Raw genomic sequence first — 16,647 nt, 5'->3', positions numbered from 1 at the left:
TTAATCCACTTCTGCGAGTGTTTTGATTAATTGCACTTCGCTTGGGTCATATGGGCGTCCTTGCTCATCAAGCAGGTCGTGAAACCACTGACTCGCGTAATTGGCATCGTTGCGTTTAATCTCAGGCCAAGGTAAATGGGTTTGTGTTTTGCCTTTCACTAAACCCCATTGGTAACAACCAATGTTCTTTTTTTTGAAAATTGGTAGCTGCTCGTGCATGTAAGATTCAGCGTGACGAGCAAGCCATTCGGTACACATCATTGGGCGGTTGTACGCTTCCACCACTTCCACCGCTTTGTGGAAAAGGTCGATAGGTAAATAAGCGTGGAAAGTGATGATGTCTGACAATTCCATCGCTTTGCGATCGGTTGGGTGTTCATAAATAGGCAGATTGCGGTCAAGAATGCTTGGCGCGTGCCATGCACCAACGGTTAGTGGTTGCGTTGGGCTTTCTTCACGCGCCCACTCAAATGCTTTTTCCATCAACTCGTGGCTGAATGCTTCCATCTGTTCGTCGTAAGCGATTTCACCAGTGGTGGTGAAAATCATTCGATTGGTTGGCTCGTTGTATAAATCCCAAATCACGATGCGTGGGTCATTTTTATAGGTCGAAACGATGTCGCGGATGTACGCTTCAACTTCACCCCACTGAGATTTATCCATCACCACATTGCGACCAGGGCTCGCTGCTGCTTGGCTGTTGTGTAAATCAGGGATTGGCGCTTTCTGCTCGCCAAGATAAGGGTGGTCGCCAGAGAACCCGCAATCATCCATTGGCGTCATCATCACTTTGATTTGGTTGCGCTCGCAGATATCTAAGAAACGCTGAATTCGGTTATGCAGGCCTTCACGATCGGCTTGCCAAACGATGAACGGCAAGTTGGTGCGCAAGGTGTTGTACCCCACTTCACGTGCCCACGCTAACTCTTGCTCCATCACTTCTGGTGCGAACGATTCCGCTTGCCACATCTCGTTCCAGTTCACCGCCGTGCGAGGTAGGTAGTTAAAACCGCACAACCAGCCGTGCTCTTTCTGCCATTGCCACGCTTTCTCTTCTGACCATTTTTGCATCTTACTCACCTTAAAACTAAATTATTAACTAATAATATTAGCTAATATATTAAGTGATAAATTTATGACTAGGTGGTGAAAGAATAAACGTGGGTTGAATCACAGCTTTGATGCCATGTAAGGCAACTTTTGTGATCTTGCTCTTTTCAGGATGATCGCGACTTAATCTTTAGCTAATATATTTAGCTAACGAAATTAGGTTAAACATAGTAAGTTAAAATAACCATGGCTAAGAAAATCACCATGAGTGACATTGCGGCAGCGGCGGGCGTGTCTCAATCGACGGTATCTTTGGTATTGAACGGCTCGACGTCAGTAAAAATCGCCGAATCGACCAAGCGTAAAGTGCTCGAAACCGCTGAATCACTCGGCTACAAAAATAAGAAAGTCGCTCACGCTTTGGGACGCCCGAAAAAGATCGCACTGGTGATCAACGGCTTAACCAGCTATGACCCATTCATCGATGCCATTAACGCGGCGCGAGAAGAAGCTTGGTCGAATGATTACATTCTGGTGACGTTCAATTACAGCCACGACGAGGTGCTGGCAAGTAAGATTGAAGCCGAAATAAACGGCGGAGACTATGCGGGCTTGGTTTACGCATCTAGTATGACTCGTGAACTAGAAGAGCAACGCGTAAGCACCTCTCTCCCAACGGTGTTGCTTAACTGCACCAATGATAAGCTCTCCGATGCTCCGAGTATTTTGCCTGCAGATATGATCGGCGCTTATAAAGCGGTTTCGCACCTGACTGAGCAAGGCTACCGTCGTATTGCGATGCTCTCTGGTGAAAGCTGGATGCTAGCGAGTAAACAACGTACTGAGGGCTATCGTCAGGCTTTGGTTGATGCCGATATCATCCCAAATTCAGACTACTTATTGGAAGCAAACTGGTCGCTAAAAGAAGCGCATCAGCAAACGCTAGCGCTGTTTCATTTAACTCAGCCACCAGAAGCAATTTTCTGCAGCAGTGATTATATGGCAATGGGCTGTTATCAAGCGATAGCGGAGTTGGGTATGAAGATTCCACAAGATGTGGCGGTGGTTGGTTATGATAACCAACAAATCGCGTCAGAGAGTTTTCCGGCGTTAACCTCTGTTGACTTACCCTACTCGGATATGGGCAAACTGGCGGTAGAATCTTTGATGGCGTTAATTGAAGATCAGCCTTTGTTGTCTAACAAACGCAAAGTAGAGGGAGAATTGATCATTAGAACTTCTTCGACAAAAAAGGTGGGTATCTAGCCCACCAAAAAACGCCATCTAAAATTCAAACTGGTATACGGTCTGATGCTGATAGCAGTCCCCAGAGTTCAACACCCCACTGTTGAGTCCCCATTCTGGTTTGTTTGGTCCGTCCGGGAAGTATTGTGTTTCCAAAGCCAGCCCGTCATAAAGTTCATAGGTTTTGCTTACGCCCGGTGTGCCCGCTAAGAAATTCCCAGAATAGAATTGAATCGCGGGCTTAGTGGTGACCACCTTCATGATGACATCCTCTTTCGGTGCAATCAGAACCACGGCCGTCGACACACCATCGATCACTTCAGGCTTGAACACAAAGGTGTGATCATAACCGCTTGCAGTTTTCTGATCTTGCTCACTCAAGAACTCATCACCAATACGCTTCGGCTGCGTAAAGTCGAAACTGGTACCGAATACTGGCTTTTTCTCGCCAGTTGGGATCAACCCTGAGTCAGTTGGCAGATAGTAGTCGGCGTTTAGCTGCAACGTATGATCCAAACTTTTCGCACCACTGTCCTCTCCCGCCAGATTGAAATAGGCATGGTTAGTTAGGTTCACCGGACAGGTTTTATCGGTGTAGGCTTCATAAGCGATAGAAAGCTCATTCGCATCCGTTAACGTGTAAGTCACTTTAATGTCGAGATTACCGGGATAGCCTTGGTCGCAATCTTGTGAGCGCAGCGAAAACACGACCTGATTTTCACTACACTCGACAACTGTCCAGCGCTTTTTATCAAACCCTTCCAAACCGCCATGTAGCGAGTTTTCACCGTTGTTAACCCCCACTTGATAGCGTTTTCCGTCAACCTCAAACTGCCCTTTTGCAATTCGGTTAGCAAAACGCCCCACTATCGAACCAAAGTACGCGTCTTGCTTCATGTGCTCGGCCATCGTTGGCGAACGCAGTAATACTTCACGACGCTGTCCATCGAGCGGAAGCGTACAACTCAGCCAAGTTGCGCCAATGTCCATGAACGACGCTGTCATACCATGCGCGTTCGTTAGGTGAATAAGCTTAGCAATTTGACCGTCAAACGATGGTGTTTGTGCCATCGCTTGCTCTAGTTGTGTAAAATAGGTTTTCATCACTCACCCTTACAACACTTCAACCAGACTTGCGCCATCTTTGGCTTGGCAAACATAGATCGCCTCTTTTAACCCTGTCGCTGCTTGGTACTTTGCTTCAACCACGGCTTTAATCTCATCAACCAAGCTTGGTGGCACTAACGCTACGACGCAGCCACCGAAACCGCCGCCTGTCATGCGCACGCCACCTTGATCACCGATCACACCTTTGACCATTTCAACAAGAACGTCGATCTCTTTCACCGTGATTTCAAAATCATCCCGCATAGACGCGTGCGACTGGGCCATTAGCTCGCCCATACGCTTCATATCGTGGGCACGCAGAGCTTTCGCCGCTTCGACGGTTCGGTCATTTTCAGTAATAACGTGACGCGCTCGTTTGGCCACTAACTCATCCAACTGCGAGGCTTTTTGGTTAAACTGTTCAATGCTGACATCACGCAGCGCTTTAACACCAAAACTACGCGCTGCTTCTTCACATTGCTGACGACGAGTATTGTATTCGCTGTCAACTAAACCGCGCTTTTTGTTGGAGTTGATGATCACCACGGTCATATCTTCAGGCATTGATACGGCTTGAGTTTCTAAGCTACGACAATCCAGTAGCATGGCATGATTTTCACGGCCTTCTGCCGAGATCATTTGATCCATAATGCCGCAGTTACAAGCCACGAATTCGTTTTCTGCCTGTTGGCCGTTTAAAGCAATTTCCGCTTGACTGATCTCTAAATTAAATAGCACTTTGAATGTTTGACCAATCACAACTTCAAGCGCAGCGGATGAACTCAAACCCGCACCTTGAGGCACGTTACCGCTAACAGAAATATCGGCACCGGTGAACTGATAGCCGTGTGCAAGTAGACATTTCACCACTCCGCGGATGTAGTTCGCCCACATTTTGTCTTGCTGGAAAGTGATCTCTTGGGTGATATCAAACTCGTCAACTGCGTTGTCGTAATCGACAGAAACCACACGCACTAGGTTATCCTCACGCTTTGCCGCAGCGACAACGGTTTGGTAGTTAATCGCGCAAGGCAGAACAAAACCGTCATTGTAATCGGTATGTTCACCAATCAGGTTAACGCGACCTGGTGCTTGGATAATATGGCTTGGTGCATAGCCCAACACTTGCTCAAATGACGCTTTCACATTTTGGATAAGTTCAGACATGGTTAAATCTCGGCTTTAATTTGGTTTCAATCCCGACAACACTCAACATGGTTGTCGATAATCAGATACTTAGTAACAATTCGTTATTGTTGTTCTTTGTAGTGCACATCGCTCAAGTCACGCAGACGCTGCGCGGCTTGCTCAGCGGTTAAGTCGCGTTGACTCTCTGCTAGCATTTCGTAGCCCACCATAAACTTACGTACCGTTGCACTGCGCAGTAGTGGCGGATAAAACAAGGCGTGAAGCTGCCAATGCTCAATATCTGTGCCCTGCTCAAAAAACGGCGCGTAGTGCCAGCCCATTGAGTAAGGGAATGAGCACTGGAACAGGTTGTCGTAGCGGCTGGTGAGCTTTTTGATTGCTACAGCCAAGTCGTCACGCTGTTCGTTGTTAAGCTCACTCATACGACGAATGTGCGCTTTGGGCAGCAACATGGTTTCGAATGGCCATGCCGCCCAATATGGAACAAGTGCAACCCAATGGTCGGTTTCTACTACGACGCGAGATCCGTCTTTCAGCTCTGCCTGTACATAGTCCACCAGCAAGTTACTGCCGTTTTCTTGGTAGTAAGATTTTAGGTTGTGCTCTTTACGCTCAATCTCATTGGGTAGGAAACTGTTTGCCCAAATTTGTCCGTGCGGATGCGGTTGAGAACAACCCATTGTTTCGCCTTTGTTCTCAAACGCTTGCACCCAAACAAAATCTTTACCCAGCTCTTCGATTTGTTCGTCCCAGGTATCAATCACACCTCGTATTTTATCGACTGGTAGTTCAGGCAACGTTTTGCTGTGATCTGGAGAGAAACAAATCACTCGGCTTAAACCACGCACACCTTGGGTTTTAAATAGTGAACTGTCTGATTCCGGCGCATCTGGCGAGTCCACCATCAATGCGGCGAAATCGTTATTGAACACATAAGTCCCTTGGTAATCTGGATTCACATCACCGGAAATTCGCTCATTGGTCGGACAAAGGAAACATTTTTCGTCATAGCTTGGCAGCTCATTCAACGCGGGCTTTTCATCCGCCCCACTCCAAGGTCGTTTTGCACGATGCGGTGAGACTAAAATCCATTGTCCCGTCAGTGGGTTGTAACGACGATGTGGATGATCCACTGGGTTAAATTCAACGTTTGACATCTTACTTACTCAACTCTAAAAATTTTTCAATCTTCAAACTGCGTTTCTCCGTTAGTTCAGAAACGCAGTGAATAATGCAGTCGCCTTATTGACTTAGTCACCAATTACTCAGCGCTATAGCCTTGCGGGTTATTGGACTGCCAGTTCCAAGTATCCGTGGTCATTTCTGCAACACTGCGTGTCGCTTTCCAACCTAAGTCTCGCTCGGCTTTTGCTGTGCTCGCCCAGCATTCTGCAATATCCCCAGGGCGACGCGGGCACAGCTCGTATGGGACAGGTTTGCCGCAAGCCGCAGCAAATGCATCAACCATTTCCAACACACTTGAGCCCTTGCCAGTTCCTAAGTTGTAAATATGCAGTCCTGCTTTTTCGCCTACCGATTTAAGTGCGGCGATATGACCATCGGCTAAGTCCATCACGTGAATATAATCACGTACGCCGGTTCCATCCGGCGTTGAGTAGTCGTTGCCGAACACCGACAGTTTTTCTCGGCGGCCAACCGCTACCTGAGCAATGAACGGCATTAAGTTGTTTGGGATCCCTTGCGGGTCTTCACCCATGGTGCCTGATGGATGCGCACCGACAGGGTTAAAGTAGCGCAGTAATGTGATGCTCCAATCATTCTCAGCATGGAACAAATCGCTTAAACACTCTTCCACCATATATTTGCTGCGCCCATATGGGTTGGTGGTTGCGCCTGTTGGTGAATCTTCTGTAATCGGCACGATCTCTGGATCGCCGTAGACGGTTGCTGAAGAGCTGAATACGATGCTTTTCACTCCGGCTTTACGCATGCTGCGTGCTAACACCAATGAACCATTCACATTGTTGTCGTAGTATTCCAGCGGCTTGGCCACCGATTCACCCACCGCCTTTAAGCCCGCAAAGTGAATCACGGCCTGGATTTCGTGTTTAGCGAAGACCGAATCTAAAAAGGCTTCATCTCGAATATCACCCAGATAGAACTCTGGTTGCTTTCCTGTTAGCGCTTCTATACGGCTCAGCACTTCCATTTTGGCGTTGCACAAGTTGTCGACGATGATAGGTTCCATCCCCGCTTCAATCATCTGAACGCATGTGTGACTACCGATGTAGCCCATACCGCCTGTGACAAGAACTTTCACTTTTGCTTCTCCATTGTTGCTGCTTGATGCCGGAAATCGTGCTCTGGCGCTAATAGAAGTTTGCCTTGCTAACGCCGGATAAGTACGCCCATTTCTTAACTGGCTAAAAGTCTAGCAATCAAAACCGATCCAGATCCGTGATCAACCTCAAGTTGTGTAAACGTTTCCACAAATTTTCATTCAACACTTACCCAGAGATTGAAATTTGGTTAAATCTGGCAAAACAAATCTTATATCCATAGAGCATTTTCTGATGTAACGGGACTTAGCCACAACACACACTGTTTTATTAAAAGTTTGTGCCTGATTAAGTTGCTGTTTACGATGCTGATATTCTTGATTGCTCACTAACTCGTGAACTACCCCTATAAAATGTGGTAGATAAAAGCATTAAAAGACGTCATAACAGAAGTAGACGTTTGTGTGCGTAGCTCTATTAGCGTATGAATTTACCTACTTTCACTCTAATTTCCACGTACCACACCTCACCAACATTTAGGTTATCTACTCGCCAAGGCTTTTCACTCACAATGTAAATAGACCGAGTGAAAACGTTTCCAAAAATCATCCTATTAGATGCTTTTCTAGACTTTCAACCCCATTCCATCAAGCACATCAATTAGGCCAGTTGCTGAACCGGAGGCTAAAGGGCTCAACCCTTCTAGCTCATTTGAGTTTGTGTTCGACAAAGTCTGCAATTAGCCAGTGACTTTTACGTGGTCAAGATAGAGAGAGTAGTCTTTCATTTTGTATCTATTGAACGACAACATAAGAAATGACATGCACACGGAGTTTTTCGTGCTTTGGAGATATAGCGAAACAATCTGACATATGAAGTTATTTCCAAAACCGTACAGCCTTCACAGTAAAAAGCGTAAGAGAAACAAATTCACACTAAGGGAATGGCGCTTACGCCAAATAGTTCACCTTTTTGCTTTCAAAGTCATGAAAATTGGGGAAAAAACTCGTAAATGAAAGTCTATTGGCTACGCTTTAATTAGATCTGTCAACGAAGGCGGTAAGGTTAAAGTATGAAGAAACTATGGTTGTTAGCATTATTCGTTTGTATTCCCGTTCACGCTCAAGAAAAGATATTAACGTTTGGCATTGTTCCGCAACAATCCGCCATTACCCTAGCGAAAAACTGGGGGCCAATTTTAGGAAAACTGTCTGAAGACACGGGTTATAAAATCGTGTTTAGAACAGCCAAAAATATCCCGGAGTTTGAACAGCGTGTTTTGAATGGTGAGTATGACATTGCTTACATGAACCCTTATCACTACACCGTTTTTCATCAAAAACCTGGCTACCAAGCTTTTGCAAAACAACAAGACAAGCGTATACACGGTATTATTGTCGTGAAGAAAGACAGCAATATCACAGACCTCAAACAGCTTGATGGGGAAACGCTGGTATTCCCTTCCCCAGCCGCCTTTGCCGCCAGTGTTATTCCGCGCTCATCACTCAAGGCGATGGGAATTAACATCACACCTCAATACGTTTCTTCTCATGATTCCGTTTATCTGAATGTTGTCAAAGGGCTGTTTCCCGCCGGTGGAGGTATTGAACGTACATTAAATAACACCGATGGCACTGTGCGTGATGACCTAAAAATACTTTGGCGTACACCTGGTTATACTCCACACGCGTTTGCAACTCATCCTGATCTGCCAAAAGAGGTCAGTGAGAAAATAGCAAGCGCAATGCTCGCGCTCAACGATACTAACGCCGGGCAAACACTCTTAGCTCGTATTAAGTTCAAAGGAATAGAGGCTGCTCAAAATGAGGATTGGGATGACGTAAGAGCTTTGAATATTACCCTGCTCGATAAACTTCTTGAGCAATAGGTATATGTCATGTCTTTAAGATTAAAGACCATTTTTGGCGTCGCGCTGATTGAAGCAATATTGCTAGCAATATTGCTGTCATTGACACTCAATTACCTTCGTACCACCAACTTTGACGGTCTAGATCAACGGGCTTACTCAACCTCAGCGTTATTTGCATCTACAGTAAAGAATGCCGTGCTGTCGTACGATCTTGCAACGGTTGAATCATTCACAAAAGAGCTAGTGAGCCAAGACAGCATCGACTATGTCGCGGTATTCGGAGATGCAGGACAGCTTCTCTCTGGCGTGGGCGAGCTTCCCGATGATTTTGATCCTTCGCGTCTTGAACGAAACTCCAGTGAAGTAAACGATGGTATTTTTGATGTTTCAAGCCCCATCGAAGAATCAGGGATACTCTTTGGTTCTGTCTGGCTGGGTTATGATATGTCTGCATTAAACACAGCAATCAATGATGCAAAAAAATGGAGCACCTTCATTGTTGTTGGCGAGATGACATTGGTGGCCCTGTTCTCATACGTCCTAGGGGCATATTTGACTCAACGCCTTAGTGAACTCCGCAATGCAGCAGATGTGATTGCTGCTGGTGGACGTGATATAAGCATACGTGACCAAGGCAAAGATGAACTGGCGACCGTATCGCGCGCATTCAAAAACATGGTCGACCAAATCAAATTATCCGAAAGCAAAGCAGAGCGTTACTATCGAGAACTCGAACAAGTTAATGAAACTCTAGAAACTCGAGTGAAAAAGCGCACACAGGCTTTACTTGATGCAAATAATCAACTTACCGCCACAAACGAGCGACTGAAACGTACGCAGAAAAAACTGGTTGAGTCAGAAAAAATGGCGTCAATCGGTACGATGGCAGCAGGCGTTGCACATGAGATTAACAATCCAGTGGCGTCTGTAAACAGTAACCTTCAAATGTGTCAAAAATACTTAGCGACCTACCAAGAATGGCTTTCACAAAGCGAGCAGTTACACCAAAAACAAATCACTGACGAGGATAAAGAACAGTTAGCGCGCTGGAAACAAGAACATTACGTTGAGTACCTCGATGAAGACTTCAATGACAGTTTGAATGACGCAATGATCAGCGTTGAACGTGTACGCAACATCGTGACCGCACTGCAGCAATACGCCAACAAAATCAACCAAGAAAAAGGGATGCGTAAGCCAGTCTTCCTCGATCAACTTCTGTCAGAATGCATAAGTACACTCCCTCGCCCTGAAAAAGTACAGGTTTCTCTGACAGCGACATTGTCCCAACTCCCTCCGCTACTGATTCACCAAGACGATTTCCGCCAACTGTTCACAGAGTTAATTAAGAATTCAATACAAGCGTGTGCACGTCAAGATGATGAAGCTCAAGGAACGATCGAAATTTCAGCGGAGGAAACCGAACACCATCTAATCGTCTCGGTAACCGATAATGGCCAAGGTATTTCTGATGACAACCTGAAACGTATTTATGATCCATTTTTCACTACACTACCGGTTGGGCAAGGGATGGGATTGGGCCTCACGTTTGCCTATAACATCGTCCATAGCCATGAGGGCATTATGCATATCGAAAACCGAGGCTCTGAAGGTACCTCGGTGCTGCTAACATTCCCAATATCTATTATGGCGAATACCGCAAATGATACTGCAAGCAATGCCTAGCCTGATACGTATTGTATCTATGAATACTGTTGGGAATACTGTTGGGCTGGAGTGAGAAATGAGTATTACCCCATTATTCAATGACACACTCCCCTTGGTATTTCCTAACTTCAATTAGAACCAAGGGGAGAATTATTTTATATTTAACCTAGGTCGAATCTAGATATAGACAGCGATGGGTACCGATACGGAAGCTTCAATTTGCTTTAATCGGCTCAACATTGCCGGAGTGATTTTTTGCCCTGCTGATAGCATCATTTGACCATTTGGATGATAAACGTCTTGCTTTAGTACCGCACCGATTTTCAGCTCGTCCAGCCCGACGCAAAGATCAACATTCGACTGTTCAACGTCATGCTTTAATACGTCGATAAAATGCTTAACAACATCAGGATCATATAAGCCGCCCGCGTGCTGACTCAGGAAAGCTCGTGCACTACTTGGTTTTAGACGACCAGAGTTTTGTTCGCTAGAAACAAAAAACTCGTAGTTCTTTACAACACGTATAATACGTGCACCGATTGGGATTGCATCGCCTGCTAAATGATCTGGACTCCCGGTACCATCAAAGTTTTCGTCTTGGTGACGAATGATATCAACCAAAGGCGCGAAGCGTTTAATCTGGCCAATAATAATCGCACCGACTTCCGCATTCGCAGGTGGTGCCAAACGAATTTGAGTACCATCAGAACGTGCAGTAGTGTGTCTCATGTCGTGAGTATCACTGCGTTCAATTAACCCAATTTCGTGTAAAAGCGCGCTCAAATAACACTGTGTCACTTGTGCTTCTGACAACCCCATTCTGATTGCAATGAGTTTTGTGTACTCCGCAATACGATCATTCTGTTTATGCGGCTGCCCTGTCGCATGTTGTATGATGGCAGACAAAGCCGCGAGGATATCTTTAAATGTGCGGGTACGATTCGCCAACAAGACTTCCAGCTTTTTGTTCGACTCTTGCAACGCAGCCGTTCGCTGTTTCACTCTGTCTTCTAATACGTTGTTCCACTCGCTCAGCTGTTCGTTCTTTTGTTGCAGCTCTTCGGTTAATGCCTGTTTCTGCAAACGTAACTGAAACAACTCTGATGCCTGTGATAGTGTCTGCTTTAAGCTCTCATTGTCCCACGGCTTAGCGAGATAAGTCTGAATACCTCCTCCATTCACCGCCCGGATCGTTGATTCGATATCACTGTAACCCGTCAGTAAAAAGCGGATAGAATCAGGTCTTATCGCTTTCGCTTTGGTCAGAAACTCGGCGCCGTCCATTTCAGGCATTCGCATATCCGAAATAATGATCGACACATCATTATCCGCTAAATGATCCAGTGCTTCGTGCCCACAAGTAAAAGACACAACATCGTAGTCATATCTCAGAACCCGAGTCAGAGACTTCAAAATGTCTGGTTCATCGTCCAGTAGCAACAGCTTCAATTTTTCTACTGGAGAGTTCAGGTCGTCGTTCATATATCGGCTCCTGCAACACAGTGTGTTAGAAATACATTACCTTCATCCATGAATGGTATAAGACTGATTTAATTAGTTATTTTCACAACTAAACGTCAACGGTTTATCAACATGCTTTTACTTAGCCACCGCTTGTGCTTCTTGTTCGTTCGTTTTGTGGACTGGGAGAGTAATCGTAAACGTCGTTCCTACTCCGACTTCACTCTCAACCTCAATCTTGCCTTTGTGCTCATTGATGATTCCATAGGAAACCGACAGTCCTAATCCAGTCCCATGACCAACTGGCTTGGTCGTAAAAAAAGGTTCGAATATATTGGTTAAGTTCTCTTCAGGGATACCGGTACCGTTGTCTTGGATCTTAATTTGAACATAGTCGTCGTTAGTTGATTGCACGCTGACTCGAATAACACCGTTCTCCTTAATCGCTTGGCTCGCATTGACCAGAAGGTTAAGGAAGACCTGATTGAGCTGCATAGGTTGGCAATAGACAAGCGGCAGGTCGTCGTCATATTCCAGCTCAACTGTTGCCGTATATTTAATTTCATTGTTAATGATACGTAGCGTTGAATCTAATCCTTGGCATAAGTCGCTGTAAGCCCATTCTGAATCATCAGCATGCGAAAACTCTTTGAGGTTTTTCACGATTGCCATCACGCGTGAAGAACCTTCAAGTGACTCTGAAATCAAGTCCGTGACGTCTTCCAGCACATAAGCTAATTGTGACTGCTCCATCAACGTACGCTTCTTGGCAACCAGCGCTTCGTCGTCCGTATCATCAATCACTTGCTCTAACGATTTCACCACTTCCGTAATCTTGCGAAAGTAGTCATCTAACGTCTGAATATTCGACGTGATAAAACCCAATGGGTTGTTAATCTCATGCGCAATACCCGCCGATAATTGGCCAATAGAGGCCATTTTTTCGGATTGTAGTAATTGGCTCTGAGCCTTTTTCAAGTTGATCAGTGTTTTTTTCAGTTCATTCTGCTCACGACGAAGACGACGTGACAATGTCGTCAGGTCATTTTGCTGACACGCCTGAGTCGTCAGGTCATAAACACAAATGCACACGTGGTCGAGTGAACCGTCCTGAGTGTGGATAGGAATAAACTCTAAGTTCTGGAACATCACATCTTCTTGCCCCGAGACTTGGCGCGAAGACTGAAATGGCAGTACGTGAGGCGCTTGCTCCCACGAAGAAAAGCTGGGCGATTCGATTACAAAAGCAGTATCAATCTTTCTCTTCAATACAGACGCGCCATCAGGGAACACTGTCAGGACATTTTTACCAACTATATCTTCTTTCGCTAATCCAGAACGAGTCTGAAAATAGGCATTCGCCATTGCAATAGTGTAGTCTTTACGGACGATACATATGGCCACAGATAGTTGATTCAGCAAATCCGAGAGTGCTAACTTTGCTTTCATAATCTCTCCTTCCTAGAGCCATTCATCCAACCGCTTCACCACGACATTAAATCCATCTTCTGAAAAGCAAATAATGGTCTTGGTTTCAAAACTTACGGACTCAACGAGAAACGACACGTGCAGTACAAGTGCTTGCTTCCATTTGTTCTTGGGTATCGGTTGGCGCGCCGGCGAATACATGACGGGAGGCTGCGTTCTCGTCGCTAGCTGAATTTGCTCACATAATCCCCTCAAGCTTGCCCCCGACAGAATGTTCGAGATTTCCAATAGACAGTCTTTAAATGTTTGGCTATCAATCGCGTTTTCATCGTCAAGATCAAGCAACTCACCTGCGAGAGTTCTCCCACCTTGTTTGGTCAACTGGGTTATCACTTCCCCTGCCATCTGTCCAAAGAAGGGTTGGCGCGTGAAGTAGTACTCATCAAGATCACCAAACATTTCCATCAGTCTTTCAGGCGATGCAAGATCGATACTGGGAACAGTTAAGGTCACAGGATGATTAGATAACATGGCAAGCTTACATGCCGCTTGTCCCATTGAAATATTGAGTAACTCTTTGAGAGAGTCTTCATGGTCAGCACTGAGTATTTGATTCATATCAGGCCTACCTCATGTAACACCTGACGCAATGAGGTTGCGTCTAACGGTTTTTTTAGAAACGAAACAGCACCAAGCTCCATAACTTTTTGTTGTGATGCTGGCTGGATATCAGCACTAATGACGAAAACAAAGTTTCTTGCAGCCTGTTTTTTCAACTCAGAAAGGACTTCAAACCCATCCATCTCTGGCATGGTTAAATCCAAAAACATCACATCAGCTTTGCCTTCACGAAACTTTTCCAACGCTTCTAATCCATTAGCAGCTTCATGTACGTTGTCGCTTAACTCCGGAGGAAGTGCACGTATAACCGCTTTCCTCGACATTTTGGAGTCATCAACAATAGTAATCGAAACGGACGACATACCTTCCTCCTACTCTACTGGTGATAACAAAGGTTTAGACAACATGACGAGATTATCAGGCAATGAATCATACCAATCATTCAATGACGCTTCTGACCGCGCCTCTAGAAAGGTTTCAGCAAACTTAACAATATGACAGATGTCCCAACGGGTCGGGTCTTCGCCAAGTTCGGCGCGACCCAACTCCAACACGGCTTCGGCAACTTGTAAATCATAGCCCCACAAAATCAGAATATAGGCACTGATGACATCGCTATCCTGATACTTATGCTGTAAAGCCAGTGGGTTGTCCTTGCAGACTTCAGGTACGTGACCCATTTCTCGCATGGTCAATTTGCCGATAGAAGAGAGTAAACATACCAAATACAATTTTTCTTGCTGTTCACTATCCCACCCAAGCATTTTAGCAATAGTCACTGATACGCTAGCGAGATCCCGATGGTGCAGCACTATGCGTTCGTGTTCGGTATTCTTCAGTCGTTTAAAACAATGGCGACTCAACATCGCAAGTGCAAAAGCGCTCACAACACTCATACCCAGTCTTGAGACAGCAGTGTTGAGAGAACTGGTTTGTGTTTCAAATCCAAAATAAGCAGAGTTAGCTGCTTTGAGGACTTGGCCTACCAACGGAGGTTCGTTTGCCACTATTTGTGCAAACTCAGCACAACCGCATTGGTCATTTTTAATACAACGCTCAAGTTGTTTGACGATACCAGGCATAACAGGCAAGGTTTCGATACCTGCTAGCTTCTCTCGACACAAAGAAGAAAATGGAAACGTTCTTAAGCGCTCTGCACACGTTAAAACCTGTTCGAAGTCCTTCTCAGTGAATGGTTTGGGTAAGATGAAATGCGTCCAGTTGTTGCTCAACGCATCAATCTCGAGGGTCGTATCACCGGTAATCAAAGCTCGTGTACTATTGGGAAACTGTTTACGTACTTGGACTAGCAGCTCGTCCCCTCTGATTCCCGGCATCAGTAAATCACAAAGGACTAAATCTGGAGATGTGGTATGCGACGTCACATAGTCTAGCCAAGAAATCGGCTCTTCAATTAGCGTAACAGACCATTCAGGCCTGAGTCGTCTCAGCAACCGACTGGCTGCTTTCAACATGAATTTATCATCATCAATGTACAGAACATGAAAACCACTACTTGCCATATCTGCTCGCTTTTGGTCCTACCGCACTAAGTTTGCACGCGGATTCGAACGCAAACTTACTCCCTATCTTGAGCATAGTTAAGAACTAAAGTTTTGCAGGCAGATCACCAACTTGTATGAACATTTGTGGTTTAGAGCACAGCGTACAATGATATTTATTTGTACCGATGGAAAATTTTGCCGTACTTCGTCACGAAAAGAGCCGAGAGAATATCGTCAAGTATTAACACTTGAGTGTGAAGCTAGGGTCACACTCATGCATAGGCTGGGATATCTATGAGTAACGGCAACTTCGGTCTATCTCTTATTGTGAAAAGCGCACCGCCTGAAAATGAGGGTTCGTGACTAATACATCTAAACTAACGAGCGTGTCGAGCTCTATTAATGTGTGTTCGCCGTTTTGATCGATTTTTATGCACTCTTGACGAGCGTTATTACGTGCAGTATCCAATGCAACGCACTCCAACACTTCGCCTGATTTGAGTGTCAGTTTAATTGGGTAACGATACATACATGCGATTTCGATGTAGTCATATTCATTGCAGCTAATCATTAACGTCTTCCTATTTTCGGCTGTGCTGAGTCTACTTTATGCCCAGATTGCGGTCTTTTGCTATGTATTATTCATCAAGGTTGGAGAATAGACAGATGAAAAAGGCGGAATCTTTCCTGCTATTCTTTATTTGATTTCGCTGTCCTTATACAATGCGGACAAATTGGATAAAACGGATTAATCATGGCAAAACTAACGCTACAAGAGCAGATGCTAAAAGCTGGCTTGGTGAATGAGAAAAAGCTGAAGAAAGCGAAGAAAGGTTCTAAAAAATCTCGCGTACAAGCACGTGAAGTAAAAGCCGCAGTCGAAGAGAACAAACGCCTGCAGCAGCAACGCGACAAAGAGCTGAGCACGCAACAGAAAGAGCAACGCTTAAGCAAAGAAGTTCAGGCTCAAATCAAGCAGTTGATCGAAATGAACAAGATTGATTTAGCTGACGGTGACATTAAGTACAACTTCACCGATGGTACGCTGGTTAAATCACTTTACACACCAGCTCTTATCCGCGACCAACTTGTTAAAGGCATTCTCGCGATTGCGCGTTATGAAGAAAGCTATGTAGTGATTCCGAGCAGTGTGGCAAACAAGATTGCACAACGTGATGAGCAAGTGATCATTGCACAAAACGAAACTGAATCGGATGCGGTGGACGAGGATGACCCGTACGCGGATTTCGTCGTACCAGACGATCTAATGTGGTAATCACCAACAACACAAACCCCAAAGCAA

At 45.3% G+C, this 16,647-nt stretch carries 15 protein-coding genes; 4 read left to right on the top strand and 11 right to left on the bottom strand.

Annotation, left to right across the window (positions count from 1 at the left end; translation table 11 throughout):
• Positions 1-1,071, bottom strand: a complete 1,071-nt coding sequence (locus tag HCZ42_RS09550; RefSeq protein WP_167420481.1) for a cellulase family glycosylhydrolase — start codon at positions 1,069-1,071, stop codon at positions 1-3.
• Positions 1,072-1,296: 225 nt separating this feature from the next.
• Between HCZ42_RS09550 and HCZ42_RS09545 the strand changes: the two genes are divergently transcribed.
• Positions 1,297-2,316 carry a LacI family DNA-binding transcriptional regulator gene (locus HCZ42_RS09545; protein ID WP_167420480.1) on the top strand — a complete coding sequence of 340 codons (1,020 nt, stop codon included), beginning with the start codon at positions 1,297-1,299 and terminating at the stop codon, positions 2,314-2,316.
• An 18-nt stretch (positions 2,317-2,334) separates the two neighbouring features.
• Here HCZ42_RS09545 and galM read toward each other — a convergent pair whose 3' ends face one another.
• The 4 genes from galM to galE form a co-directional block, all read right to left on the bottom strand.
• Positions 2,335-3,399, bottom strand: coding sequence for a galactose-1-epimerase (gene galM / locus HCZ42_RS09540; protein WP_167420479.1), 1,065 nt, complete (start codon positions 3,397-3,399; stop codon positions 2,335-2,337).
• 9 nt (positions 3,400-3,408) lie between these two features.
• A complete protein-coding gene (gene galK / locus HCZ42_RS09535) occupies positions 3,409-4,569 on the bottom strand; it encodes a galactokinase (RefSeq protein WP_167420478.1) in 1,161 nt (386 codons plus the stop codon).
• An 83-nt stretch (positions 4,570-4,652) separates the two neighbouring features.
• Positions 4,653-5,708, bottom strand: coding sequence for a UDP-glucose--hexose-1-phosphate uridylyltransferase (locus tag HCZ42_RS09530; protein ID WP_167420477.1), 1,056 nt, complete (start codon positions 5,706-5,708; stop codon positions 4,653-4,655).
• 104 nt (positions 5,709-5,812) lie between these two features.
• A complete protein-coding gene (gene galE / locus HCZ42_RS09525; RefSeq protein ID WP_167420476.1) occupies positions 5,813-6,832 on the bottom strand; it encodes a UDP-glucose 4-epimerase GalE in 1,020 nt (339 codons plus the stop codon).
• A 1,031-nt stretch (positions 6,833-7,863) separates the two neighbouring features.
• Here galE and HCZ42_RS09520 point away from each other — a divergent pair.
• Entirely contained in the window at positions 7,864-8,679 is an 816-nt protein-coding gene (locus tag HCZ42_RS09520; protein WP_167420475.1) for a phosphate/phosphite/phosphonate ABC transporter substrate-binding protein, read from the top strand.
• Between the two features lie 9 nt (positions 8,680-8,688).
• On the top strand, positions 8,689-10,347 hold the full coding sequence (locus tag HCZ42_RS09515; RefSeq protein ID WP_167420474.1) for an ATP-binding protein: 1,659 nt from the start codon (positions 8,689-8,691) through the stop codon (positions 10,345-10,347).
• A 159-nt stretch (positions 10,348-10,506) separates the two neighbouring features.
• On the opposite strand, the gene HCZ42_RS09510 is transcribed toward HCZ42_RS09515, so the two are convergent.
• The 6 genes from HCZ42_RS09510 to HCZ42_RS09485 all read right to left on the bottom strand — a co-directional run bounded on the left by HCZ42_RS09510 (position 10,507) and on the right by HCZ42_RS09485 (position 15,915).
• Entirely contained in the window at positions 10,507-11,811 is a 1,305-nt protein-coding gene (locus HCZ42_RS09510) for an HD domain-containing phosphohydrolase (RefSeq protein WP_167420473.1), read from the bottom strand.
• A 117-nt stretch (positions 11,812-11,928) separates the two neighbouring features.
• On the bottom strand, positions 11,929-13,239 hold the full coding sequence (locus HCZ42_RS09505) for a sensor histidine kinase (RefSeq protein ID WP_175579451.1): 1,311 nt from the start codon (positions 13,237-13,239) through the stop codon (positions 11,929-11,931).
• 12 nt (positions 13,240-13,251) lie between these two features.
• Positions 13,252-13,836, bottom strand: coding sequence for a chemotaxis protein CheC (locus HCZ42_RS09500; protein WP_167420472.1), 585 nt, complete (start codon positions 13,834-13,836; stop codon positions 13,252-13,254).
• Entirely contained in the window at positions 13,833-14,201 is a 369-nt protein-coding gene (locus HCZ42_RS09495; RefSeq protein WP_167420471.1) for a response regulator, read from the bottom strand. Before HCZ42_RS09495 ends, HCZ42_RS09500 begins: the two co-directional genes overlap by 4 nt.
• 9 nt (positions 14,202-14,210) lie before the next feature.
• A complete protein-coding gene (locus tag HCZ42_RS09490) occupies positions 14,211-15,362 on the bottom strand; it encodes an HDOD domain-containing protein (RefSeq protein WP_167420470.1) in 1,152 nt (383 codons plus the stop codon).
• Between the two features lie 304 nt (positions 15,363-15,666).
• Positions 15,667-15,915: a Rho-binding antiterminator gene (locus tag HCZ42_RS09485; protein ID WP_167420469.1), complete on the bottom strand. Its 249-nt coding sequence runs from the start codon at positions 15,913-15,915 to the stop codon at positions 15,667-15,669.
• A gap of 183 nt (positions 15,916-16,098) precedes the next feature.
• Between HCZ42_RS09485 and HCZ42_RS09480 the strand changes: the two genes are divergently transcribed.
• Positions 16,099-16,620, top strand: a complete 522-nt coding sequence (locus tag HCZ42_RS09480) for a DUF2058 domain-containing protein (RefSeq protein ID WP_167420468.1) — start codon at positions 16,099-16,101, stop codon at positions 16,618-16,620.
• Positions 16,621-16,647 lie beyond the last annotated feature (27 nt).

Origin of the sequence: Vibrio hepatarius (assembly GCF_011806575.1) — a bacterium.
Classification (GTDB): domain Bacteria; phylum Pseudomonadota; class Gammaproteobacteria; order Enterobacterales; family Vibrionaceae; genus Vibrio; species Vibrio hepatarius_A.
This window is presented reverse-complemented; position numbering and strand designations above follow the sequence as displayed.